Origin of the sequence: Stenotrophomonas sp. 2YAF22 (genome assembly GCF_052114665.1) — a bacterium.
GTDB lineage: Bacteria > Pseudomonadota > Gammaproteobacteria > Xanthomonadales > Xanthomonadaceae > Stenotrophomonas > Stenotrophomonas indicatrix.
The window spans coordinates 1-10,465 of record NZ_JBFRFE010000073.1; the positions used below are offsets into that span (position 1 = coordinate 1).

General features: G+C 67.6%; 11 protein-coding genes. 5 read left to right on the forward strand and 6 right to left on the reverse strand.

Annotated features, from left to right (window positions below; translation table 11 throughout):
* From AB4Y84_RS04885 to AB4Y84_RS04900, 4 genes are all read left to right on the forward strand, one after another.
* Nucleotides 1-1,120, forward strand: a 1,120-nt coding sequence (locus AB4Y84_RS04885) for a TRZ/ATZ family hydrolase (RefSeq protein ID WP_442249833.1), incomplete at its 5' end; no start/stop codon positions are given.
* A 26-nt stretch (nt 1,121-1,146) separates the two neighbouring features.
* On the forward strand, nt 1,147-1,863 hold the full coding sequence (gene ubiG, locus AB4Y84_RS04890; protein WP_442249834.1) for a bifunctional 2-polyprenyl-6-hydroxyphenol methylase/3-demethylubiquinol 3-O-methyltransferase UbiG: 717 nt from the start codon (nt 1,147-1,149) through the stop codon (nt 1,861-1,863).
* Nucleotides 1,860-2,555, forward strand: a complete 696-nt coding sequence (locus AB4Y84_RS04895) for a phosphoglycolate phosphatase (RefSeq protein WP_312787521.1) — start codon at nt 1,860-1,862, stop codon at nt 2,553-2,555. The genes ubiG and AB4Y84_RS04895 overlap by 4 nt, the downstream gene beginning before the upstream one ends.
* A gap of 11 nt (nt 2,556-2,566) precedes the next feature.
* Nucleotides 2,567-3,271, forward strand: coding sequence for a squalene/phytoene synthase family protein (locus AB4Y84_RS04900; RefSeq protein WP_442244048.1), 705 nt, complete (start codon nt 2,567-2,569; stop codon nt 3,269-3,271).
* 89 nt (nt 3,272-3,360) lie between these two features.
* Here the strand turns inward: AB4Y84_RS04900 and AB4Y84_RS04905 are convergent, their stop codons facing one another.
* Genes AB4Y84_RS04905 through yidD form a run of 3 tightly spaced genes read right to left on the reverse strand, consistent with a single transcriptional unit; the run spans nt 3,361 to nt 5,811 of the window.
* Entirely contained in the window at nt 3,361-4,209 is an 849-nt protein-coding gene (locus AB4Y84_RS04905) for a M23 family metallopeptidase (protein WP_312786244.1), read from the reverse strand.
* Nucleotides 4,209-5,555 (reverse strand): dihydroorotase, encoded by a 1,347-nt coding sequence (locus AB4Y84_RS04910; protein ID WP_223495790.1) that lies wholly within the window; start codon nt 5,553-5,555, stop codon nt 4,209-4,211. The genes AB4Y84_RS04905 and AB4Y84_RS04910 overlap by 1 nt, the downstream gene beginning before the upstream one ends.
* Before the next feature lies 1 nt (nt 5,556).
* Nucleotides 5,557-5,811, reverse strand: coding sequence for a membrane protein insertion efficiency factor YidD (gene yidD, locus AB4Y84_RS04915; RefSeq protein ID WP_014037867.1), 255 nt, complete (start codon nt 5,809-5,811; stop codon nt 5,557-5,559).
* A 273-nt stretch (nt 5,812-6,084) separates the two neighbouring features.
* Between yidD and dksA the strand changes: the two genes are divergently transcribed.
* Nucleotides 6,085-7,305 (forward strand): RNA polymerase-binding protein DksA, encoded by a 1,221-nt coding sequence (dksA, locus tag AB4Y84_RS04920; RefSeq protein WP_442249835.1) that lies wholly within the window; start codon nt 6,085-6,087, stop codon nt 7,303-7,305.
* 449 nt (nt 7,306-7,754) lie between these two features.
* Here dksA and AB4Y84_RS04925 read toward each other — a convergent pair whose 3' ends face one another.
* From AB4Y84_RS04925 to AB4Y84_RS04935, 3 genes are all read right to left on the reverse strand, one after another.
* Nucleotides 7,755-9,002, reverse strand: a complete 1,248-nt coding sequence (locus tag AB4Y84_RS04925) for an MFS transporter (protein ID WP_336030027.1) — start codon at nt 9,000-9,002, stop codon at nt 7,755-7,757.
* A complete protein-coding gene (locus AB4Y84_RS04930; RefSeq protein ID WP_442244047.1) occupies nt 8,999-9,451 on the reverse strand; it encodes a SufE family protein in 453 nt (150 codons plus the stop codon). The genes AB4Y84_RS04925 and AB4Y84_RS04930 overlap by 4 nt, the downstream gene beginning before the upstream one ends.
* A gap of 55 nt (nt 9,452-9,506) precedes the next feature.
* Nucleotides 9,507-10,465: cysteine--tRNA ligase (locus AB4Y84_RS04935; protein ID WP_442249836.1), on the reverse strand; the 959-nt coding region annotated here is incomplete at its 5' end.

Consider the following 10,465-nt stretch of genomic DNA (forward strand, 5'->3'; position numbering starts at 1 on the left):
ACATACGCACAACCCGATGACCCTGCTGCGCGGCGTCGCTGACGACCTGCCGCTGATGACCTGGCTGCAGCAGCACATCTGGCCGGTGGAAGCGGCGGTGATCGGGCCCGAATTCGTGGCCGACGGCACCACCCTTGCCATCGCCGAGATGCTGCGTGGCGGCACCACCTGCGCCAACGAGAACTATTTCTTCGGTGACGTGCAGGCCGCCGTCTACAAGAAGCACGGTTTCCGCGCGCTGGTCGGCGCGGTCATCATCGACTTCCCCACCGCCTGGGCCAAGACCGACGACGAGTACTTCGCCAAGGCCGGTGAACTGCATGACCAGTGGCGCACCGACCCGCTGATCGGCACCGCATTCGCGCCGCATGCGCCGTACACGGTCAACGATGCCAATTTCGAGCGGGTGCGGATGCTGTCCGACCAGCTGGACATGCAGGTGCATCTGCATACCCATGAAACCGCGCAGGAAATCACCGATTCGATCAAGCTGCACGGCCAGCGTCCGCTGGCGCGGCTGGATCGCCTCGGCCTGGTCAACGACCGCCTGATCGCGGTGCATATGACCCAGCTGACCGAAGCCGAGATCCACCTGTGCGCCGAGCGTGGCGTCAGCGTGGTGCATTGCCCGGAATCGAACCTGAAACTGGCCTCTGGTTTCTGCCCGGCCTGCGCCCTGCAGCGCGCCGGTGTGAACCTGGCCATCGGCACCGACGGCTGCGCCAGCAACAACGACCTGGACATGTTCAGCGAGAACCGCACCGCGGCGATCCTGGCCAAGGCTGTGGCCGACGATGCCACCGCGCTGGACGCGGCGACCACGTTGCGCGCGTCCACGCTGGGTGGCGCCCGCGCATTGGGCTTCGGCGAGCACATCGGCTCGATCGAGGTCGGCAAGCAGGCCGACCTGGTCTGCGTTGATCTGTCCGCGCTGGAGACCCAGCCGTTGCACAACGTGCTGTCGCAGCTGGTGTACGCCACCGGCCGGCAGCAGGTCAGCGACGTCTGGATCGCCGGCAAGCCCAAGCTGGTGCAGCGCGAGCTGGTCGGCATGGACCTGCCGGGCATCATCGCCAACGCGCGCCAGTGGCGCGAGCGCATCCGTCATATCCGCGCCTGAGTGCAGGCGCCGCAAGGACAACCGTCATGACTGCCCCCCACGCTTCTTCCAATTTCGATCAGGCCGAGCTGGACAAGTTCGCTGCGCTGGCCAACCGCTGGTGGGACGCCGACGGCCCGCAGAAGCCGCTGCACGCACTGAATCCGGTGCGCCTGCAGTACGTTGCCGACCGCGCGCCGCTGCGAGGTGCGCGTGTGCTCGACATCGGTTGCGGTGGCGGGCTGCTGAGTGAAGCGCTGGCCCAGGCCGGTGCCGAAGTGACCGCCATCGATCTGGCGCCGGAGCTGGTCAAGGTTGCGCGTCTGCATGCCCTGGAAAGCGGCGTCAGCGTCGACTACCGGGTGCAGGCCGCCGAGGACCTGGCCGCCGAACAACCGGGCAGCTTCGATGTGGTGACCTGCATGGAAATGCTCGAGCACGTGCCCGATCCGGGCGCGATCATCGAGGCCTGCAAGCGTTTGCTGAAGCCGGGTGGCCATCTGTTCCTGTCCACCATCAACCGCACCGCAGCCGCATTCGCCGTGGCCATCGTCGGTGCCGAGTACGTGGCACGCCTGCTGCCCAGGGGCACCCACCACTACCAGGAATTCATCAAGCCGGCCGAGCTGGCACGTTGGCTGCGCGAGGCCGACCTGCAGTTGGCCGATGTCAGCGGCATGGCCTATGAGCCGTGGCGCAACCGCGCCCGCCTGAGCAGCCGCACCGACATCAACTACCTGGCCCACGCGGTCAAGGCCCMGTGACCGCCGCCGTGTTCCCGCGTGCGGTGCTGTTCGACCTGGACGGTACGCTGCTGGACAGCGCCCCGGATTTCGTCGCCACCCTTGATGCGATGCTGGCCGAGCGCGGCCGCGCACCGATCGATCCGGCGCAGTTGCGGCCGGTGGTGTCCAAGGGCTCACGGGCGATGGTGTCGGCCGCGTTTCCAGAGCTGGAAGCGGCCGAGCGCGACGCACTGATTCCCGAGTTCCTGCAGCGCTACGAAGCCTCGATCGGCCAGCACGCCGTGCTGTTCGACGGCGTCGCCGGCATGCTCGATGCGCTGGACGCTGCTGGTACGGTGTGGGGCATCGTCACCAACAAGCCTGAATACCTGGCGCGGCTGATCGTGCCCCAGTACGGCTGGCAGCAGCGCTGCGCCGTGCTGGTCGGTGGTGACACCCTGGCCGAGCGCAAGCCGCATCCGTTGCCGCTGCTGCACGCCGCGCAGCTGATCGGCATCGCAGCGGAAGACTGCGTGTACGTCGGCGACGATGAGCGCGACATCATCGCCGCGCGTGCTGCCGCCATGCCGTCGGTGGCGGCGCTGTGGGGCTACCGCCTGCACAGTGATGACCCGTTGGCCTGGCAGGCCGATGTGCTGGTCGAGAACGCCGGACTTCTGCAACTGGCCAGTCTCTGGCCGACCCGGCCGGCGACCCCGGCCCAGCCGTAAGGAACAACGTAGTGAGCAGTACCGCGCTGGATAGTTTCCTCGACAAGTGGCGCAGCCGCTGGCCGGAATGGTCGGTGGCCGAGCCGTTCGTGGCCGAACCGCAGCGCCATGTGGCGCTGGCGTGGTTCGCGCTGCTGCAGGAATTCGACGACATGCTCAACACCACTGGCGACCCGCTGCCGGCGGACGCCAAGCTGGCATGGTGGGGCGAGGAACTGCGCAGCTGGGCCGCGCAGCGTTCGCGGCATCCGCTGGGACGCGTGCTGGAGCCGGTACGGGCACCGTGGGTGCAGCTGGCCGAGGCGCTGCCGGATCTGGTCGAGGCGCGCACCGTAGCGCTGGACGCTGCCGGAGCCGAACGCGCACTGGGCAACTATGCCGACGCGGTGGCTGCGGTCGAGGTCGTGGTGTTTGCCGACAAGCCGCGCAAGGGGGCTGGCCATGCCGTGCTGCTGCAGACCCTGGCCCAGCGCCTGCAGGACGCTGGCGTGGCCGGAGTTCCGCGCAGCCTGCTGGACGAAGATGCCGGCAACGCTGCACAGCGTTGGGCGCAGCAGTTGCTGAAAGGGTGGGGCACCCGCGTGCCCGGTCCACGCGCACGCCGGGTGTGGGCGAGCCTGGCGCGTGCACGTCTGGCGGCGCAGGCCGCCGGCAAACCGATTGAAGCCACGCCCGTGCGCACGTTGCTGCGCGTGTGGTGGGCCGCGCGCGGCTGAACCCTCACCTGGTAGTGCCGGCCGCTGGCCGGCAATCCGGGTAGGTTGGTGAACACCATGAGGTTGCCGGCCAGCGGCCGGCACTACCGTTACTTGCGCTCCAGCACCAGCAGCGGATCGATGCGGGTGTCGAACCAGTTCATGCCCCAGTGCAGGTGCGGCCCGGTGGCACGGCCGGTGGCGCCGACGGCGGCGATCACCTGGCCCTGTTCGACGCGATCACCGACCTTCACGTCGATGCGCGACAGGTGCAGGAAGTTCGAACTGACGCCGAAGCCGTGGTCGAGCAGCAGGGTGCCACCGGTCAGGTACAGATCCGGCCCGGCGAACGTCACCACACCAGCCGCCGGTGCCTTCACCGGGGTGCCGGTCGGCACTGCGATGTCCATGCCGGAGTGGCCGGCGCCGGGCTGGCCGTTGTACACGCGGGCGTTGCCGAAGCGGCCGCTGATGCGGCCCTGCACCGGCCAGATGAAGGTCTGGGTGAAATCGGTGCGGTTGTCGTCGCGCGCACGCGCAGCGGTGACCTGCGCCTGTTCGCGCTTGATCCGCTCGGCGATGGCCGGCGGCGGATTGACCGTCTTCGGCGGTACGCCGTTCACCCGCTCGGTCGGCCAGTCGCGTGGGGTCACGGCGATGGCGGCCGTCTCGCTGCTGCCATCCGGTCGGCGGATCTGCACCTGCAGCGGGCCCTTCTCATCGCGACCGATGCCGAGCACCACGCTGCCGTAGCTGCTCACGCGCAGGTCGCGACCTGCATAGCGCACGCTGCTGCCGGCAGGAACCTTGCCGATCACCAGCGCGCCCTGCGACGCGCTGGCCGGGAACACCACGCGGCTGTCGATCAGGTCGCCGATGCCGTCCTGTGCCTGGGCTGCGGGTGCGGAGAGCAGGGGCGCTGCCAGCAGCAGCGCCGCGAACATGAGTGCCGGACGCATCAGCGGTCGTAGGTCATGCGCTGGCCGGCGGGCTTGCCCACCAGCGTGCTGCCGTCCCAGACCAGCTGGCCGTTGACCCAGGTGGAGGCGATGCGCGAACGGAACGTGGTGCCTTCGAACGGCGACCAGCCGCACTTGGACAGCACGTCCTCGCGCTTGACCGTGAACGGCACATCCTCCACCAGCACCAGATCGGCAAAGTAACCTTCGCGCAGGAAGCCACGCTCTTCCACATCGAACAACTGGGCCGGGGCATGGGCGAATTTCTGCACGACCTGCTCGCGGGTCAGCTTGCCTTCGTGCACGCGTTCCAGTGCGGCGACCAGCGCGTACTGCACCAGCGGCAGGCCGGACGGCGCCTGCGCATAGGGCTTCTGCTTCTCTTCCCAGGTATGCGGGGCGTGGTCGGTGGCCAGCACGTCCAGCACGTCGTCAGCCAACGCGGCCGTGATCGCCTCGCGATCGGCCACGTCCTTGATCGCCGGATTGCACTTGATCAGGTTGCCCTTGGTCGCGTAATCCGGGCGGGCGAAGTGCAGGAAGTGCACGCAGGTTTCGGCGGTGATCTGCTTGCGGCTGCCGTCGGCGCGGATCAGCGGGCCCTTCTCGAACAGCGCCAGTTCGTCGGCGGTGGAGATGTGCAGCACGTGCAGGCGGGTGCCGTGCTTGCGCGCCAGCGACATGGCCAGCCGCGTTGATTTGATGCAGGCTTCGCGCGAACGGATGTCCGGGTGCATCTCCGGGGTCAGTGCGTCGCCGTACTTCTCCTGGAACGCTTTCAGGTTGGCATCGATCATCGGCGTGTCTTCGCAGTGCGTGATGATCGGGGTCGGGCACTCGCGGAAAATCGCGTCCAGGGTTTCCGGGTTGTCGACCAGCATGTTGCCGGTGGAGGCGCCCATGAATACCTTCACACCCGGCGCCTTCTTCGGATCGAGCGCGCGGATGGCGTCCAGGTTGTCGTTGCTGGCACCGTGGTAGAAACCGTAGTTGGCCCAGGCCCGGCCGCGTGCCAGCTCGTACTTGGCTTCCAGGATGGTCGAATCCAGGGTCGGCGGGTTGGTGTTGGGCATGTCCATGAAGCTGGTCAGGCCACCGGCCACGGCTGCAGCCGATTCGCTGGCGATGTCACCCTTGTGGGTCAGGCCGGGTTCGCGAAAATGCACCTGGTCGTCGATCATCCCGGGCAGCAGCCAGCGCCCGGCCGCATCCACCACCTGTTCGCCATCACGCGGGGTCAAACCCTTGCCGATCTGCGCGATGCGGTCGTTCTCGATGCGCAGGTCGCCTTCGAAGGTGCGGCCTTCATTGACCAGGCGGGCGTTGGTGATGAGCGTGGAGGACATGTCAGTGTTTTCCTGTGCAACGGCAAGAAGGGGCGTTGGGAGATTCGGGCACTGGATCGAAGCCGCCGGGATGGAACGGATGGCAGCGGCCCAGCCGTCGCGCCGCCAGCCAGCTGCCGCGCAGCGGGCCGTGCCGGGAGATGGCATCCATGGCGTATTCAGAGCAGCTCGGCACGAAACGGCAGCGAGGCCCCAGCAGGGGGCTGATGAAGCGCTTGTAGAAGCGCAGCAGGGCGATGAGCAGGCGCGAGATCACGCAGTCATCTTAAGCCAGTTGGCATGAAGGCCGCATTTGTGCAGGATGGGCCGTTGGTCGCATGTCGTAGATGGCCTGCGACCGCTAGCGGCACCCCTCCAGGTGCCGGACAGGTTCCGTACCGCGCAAGGCGGTCCGTGTTCGTCGGACCGCACCTTGGACCCGTTGACTCCTGGACTGAATGGAGCGGGCCCCCAAGGTTGCTGCTGCGGGTCGGGTAGGCTATAAAGGCCCGCTTTCCCGGGCCCCGGGGAATCCAAGGAAGAGCGTTTCGTGGCTGCTAAAAAAACTGCAAAGAAGGCCGTCAAGGCCGCCAAGAAAACCGCCAAGCCTGTTGTGAAGAAGTTGGCGGCCAAGCCCGTTGCCAAGAAGCCGGCCAGCAAGCCGGCGACCAAGGCGGCATCCTCACAGCCGGCGGCCAGGAAGGCCACCGCAAAGAAAGCGCCGGTGAAATCCGGCAAGCCGGCAGTGGCGAAGAAACCCGCTGCGCCGGTCAAGGCCAAACCTGTCGCTGCCAGCAAGAAGGCGCCGGCGGTGAAGAAGGTTGCCAGCAAGGCTGCGCCGGTGAAGAAGGCCGCTGCCAAGCCGGCACCGAAGAAGGCAGCAGCCAAGCCGGCGCCGAAGGCGGTGGTGAAGAAGGTTGCCGCCGCGCCTGCTGCCAAGCCGGCAGCAAAGAAGGTGGCGCCTGCCAAGCCGGCACCGGCCAAGAAGGTTGCCAAGAATGTCGCCCCGCCGGCCGCCAAGCCGACGCCGGCCCCTGTAGTGAAGTCCGCACCGAAGCCAGCTGCGAAGCCGGCCCCGGCCAAGTCTGTCCCGGCCAAGACCGCGGCAGTGGCAGCAGCCAAACCGGCCCCCAAGCCGGCCACGGCCGCCGCTTCTGCAGCATCGACCGCCCCGCAATCCAAGAATCCCGTGCCCGTTTCGAAATCGCCTGCTAAAACCGCCGTGAAATCCGATTCCGCTCCGAAGACCGTGACCCGCCCCGTGGGCAAGGTTGCCGTGGCCGTCGCTGCCCGTTCGGCAGCGCCTGCGCCGCGTAGCRAGTACAAGGTCGTCGAATACAAGACCGATGAGGCCACCGGCCGCCCGATCCTGCCCGCAGGCTACAAGCCGGCCTCGGACGAGGAGTACATGAGCCCGCTGCAGCAGGAGTACTTCCGCCAGCGCCTGCAGAACTGGCGCGCCGACCTGGTGGAAGAGTCCAAGCAGACCATCGAGAACCTGCGTGAGGAAGTGCGTGACATCGGCGATGAAGCCGAGCGCGCGACCCGCGAAACCGAGAACTCGCTGGAGCTGCGCACCCGTGACCGTTACCGCAAGCTGATCGGCAAGATCGACAGCACCCTCAAGCGCCTGGAAGCAGGCGATTACGGGTACTGCGTGGACACTGGTGAAGAGATCGGCCTGGAGCGCCTTGAAGCGCGCTTGACCGCCGAGCGCACCATCGACGCCCAGGAGCGTTGGGAGCACCTGCAGAAGCAGCAGGGCGACTGATTCCGGTTCGTTGTGATGTCATGCAAAAAGCCCGGCTTCGGCCGGGTTTTTTGTTGGGTTCGAGTTGGCTGTGTAGAGCGGCGCCTTGGTTGTTCCGTGAGCGAGCGGGCGGGTCACCCGGACCAGGACACGCCGTAAACCCATCCTTGGGGGCTCGGTCGCGCCATCCATGGCGCGAACGGTCCTGGCCCGGGTGACCCGCCCGCTCCAGACGGTTCCCGAGTGCGGCCGCTGTAGAGCCGAACCACGCTCGGCTCAGGCCGAAGCCGGAGGCTGGAGGGTGGGAGAGCAAAAGCAGGAGCAGCCAAGCATGGCTTGGCTCTAGCAGGGGCGACCATGCGTGCGCTCGCGACTGATGGGTCCGCCTAGTAGCGAGCCGAGCACCGCATCGAGGAAGAGTGACGGGGGCAATCAAATGCCCGGCGCCGCCGAACCCGCTCTCCGCGGGATCACTGCAGATCGCGCAGATTCAATTTGCGCAGCGTCGGGTTCTTCCATGCGGTGACCCCGGCCACGCTCAGCACCGCGAACCCGCCCAGCACCACCGCCGGCACCAGCCCCAGCACCCTGGCCATCGTGCCGGCATAGAACGCGCCCAGTTCGTTGGACGAACTGATGAAGATGCCATTGATCGACGATACCCGGCCGCGCATCTCTTCCGGCGTGGCCAACTGCAGGATGGTGGAGCGGATCACCACCGACACGCCGTCGAAGGCGCCGTAGAACAGCAGGATCAACGCCGACAGCCAGAAGTGCTGGGACAGGCCGAAGCCGATCACGCACAAGCCGAAGCCGGCGACCGCGAACAGCAGCACCCGACCGGCATTGCGGTGCAGGGGGTGGCGCGCCAGCCACAGGCCCACGCACACTGAACCCAGTGCCGGGGCCGCGCGCAGGATGCCCAGGCCCTCCGGGCCGTGATGCAGGATCTCGTGCAGGAACGCCGGTAGCATCGCCACCACACCGCCCAGCAGTACCGAGAACATGTCCAGCGCCATGGCGCCGACCATGATCCGGTTGCCGACCACGAAGCGCGCGCCTTCGGCAATGCTCTTGAAGATCGGGGCGGCTGGACCGGCATGCACCGGCTCTTCCACCTTCAGCGTGGCCAGGCAGCCCATCGCCACCAGCGCGAAGGCCGTGGCCACCGCATAGGACAGGCCCTTGCCACCGAAGCCGACCAGCACGCCACCCAGTGCCGGGCCGGCGATCATGCCGGTCTGGAACACCACGGCGCCGAGGCCGGCGCCACGGGCGAAATGTTCACGTGGCAACACGCGGGCGAACAGGGCGTTGTAGATCGGCGACAGGAAGGCGCGGACCATGCCGGTCAGGGCGATGGCTGCATAGATCGGCCACACGCCTTCAACCGGCAGCCAGCCCTTGGCTACGCTGGTCAGCACCAGCGCGGTGGCGACCAGGCCGGAACAGGCGACCATGCCCAACTTGCGGCGCGGCAGATGATCCACCAGGTAACCGGCAAACGGGGCCACGCAGAAGAACGGCAGCACCTCGGCCAGGCCGATCAGGCCCAGCGAGAACGGATTGCGGGTGACTTCGTAGATGTGCCAACCGACGGTGACCGCGACCACCTGGTAGGACAGCATCGCGAAGATGCGATACGCCAGCAGCCTGGCGAAACCGGGCCGGGACAGCAGGCCCAGCGCGGTGTCTTCGGCCGTGGCGGGCTCGCTCACGACGGATCGCGCTGCAGCTGAGCCTGCGCGGTCTCACGGATGAACGCCAGCATTGCCGCCACGCCGTTGCTGCGGGTCGGCGACAGGTGGCGGGCCAGGCCGATATCCTGGATGTAGCTGGGTTCGGTGGTCAGGATCTCCTGCGCGCTGCGCCCGGAGTACACGCGCAGCGCCAGGAAGATCAGGCCGGAAACGATGGCCGAATCGCTGATGGCGTGGAAGCGCAGCGACTGCGCGTTGCCTTCCGGCACGATCCAGACCATTGACTGGCAACCGAGCAGGCGGTGCTCTTCGGTCTTCCACGCGTCCGGGAAGGCGGGCAGCTTGCGGCCGAGGTCGATCAGGTACTGGTAGCGCTCGGACCAGTCGCCGAAGAAACCGAATTCCTCGGCGATGGCCGTCTGTGCCTCGGCGGCGGTGGGTTCAAGCGGGAACGGGGAGTCGATCACAACAGTCTCTACAGTAGGGAGCGTGGCCGGCGGACCGGCCACGGGGCAGGGCAGGTCAGCCGCGCTTGCGCGACCAGCGCACGCCCTGCGGGGTGTCTTCCAGCACGATGCCTTCGGCGGCCAGCTGGTCGCGGATGGCGTCGGAACGGGCGAAGTCGCGCGCCTGCTTGGCCGCCGCACGTTCGTCGATCAAGCCCTGGATGCGCGCGTCGTCGTCGCTGTCGCCAGCGGCGTTGCCGAACCACTGCGCCGGATCGGCCTGCAGCAGGCCCAGGGCGAGGCCGGCGCCGAGCAGTTCACTCTTCAAGCGTGCGCGTTCGGCAGGATCGGTGGCGCGGCGCGCTTCACCGGCAATACGGGCCACTTCGGCCAACGCCTGCGGCGTATTGAGATCGTCATCCAATGCCGCTTCGATCTCTGCCGGGATCACCGCGGCGGCGGCCACATCGGCCAGCTCGCGCAGGGTGCCATACAGGCGGTCGAGGGTGCGGCCGGACTGTTCGATCAGCGCGTCGGACCAGTCCAGCGGCTGCCGGTAGTGGGCCGACAGCAACGCCAGGCGCAGCGCCTCGGGGGCATGCCTGCGCACCAGGTCGTGGACGCGCTCGATGTTGCCGATCGACTTGCTCATCTTGGCGCCGCCGAAGTTGAGCATGCCGTTGTGCAGCCAGAAGCGCGCGAACACCTTGCCGCCGTGCGCGCACTCGCTCTGTGCGATCTCGTTTTCGTGGTGCGGGAACTGCAGGTCGACGCCGCCGGCATGGATGTCGATGGTCTCGCCAAGGTGCGCGGCGGCCATCGCCGAGCATTCGATATGCCAGCCGGGACGGCCGCGGCCCCAGGGCGACTCCCAGCCCGGCAGGTCGTCGCCGGACGGCTTCCACAGCACGAAGTCGCCAGGCGCGCGCTTGTAGGGAGCGACCTCGACACGGGCACCGGCCAGCATCTCTTCCGGGTCGCGGCGCGACAGCTTGCCGTAGCCCTCGAAACTGCCGACGGCGAACAGCACGTGCC

Excerpts from the sequence above, each read along its gene's own strand:
- AB4Y84_RS04905 (WP_312786244.1), bottom strand. The coding sequence starts at position 4,209 with ATGCGTCCGGCACTCATGTTCGCGGCGCTGCTGCTGGCAGCGCCCCTG.
- AB4Y84_RS04910 (WP_223495790.1), bottom strand. The coding sequence starts at position 5,555 with ATGTCCTCCACGCTCATCACCAACGCCCGCCTGGTCAATGAAGGCCGC.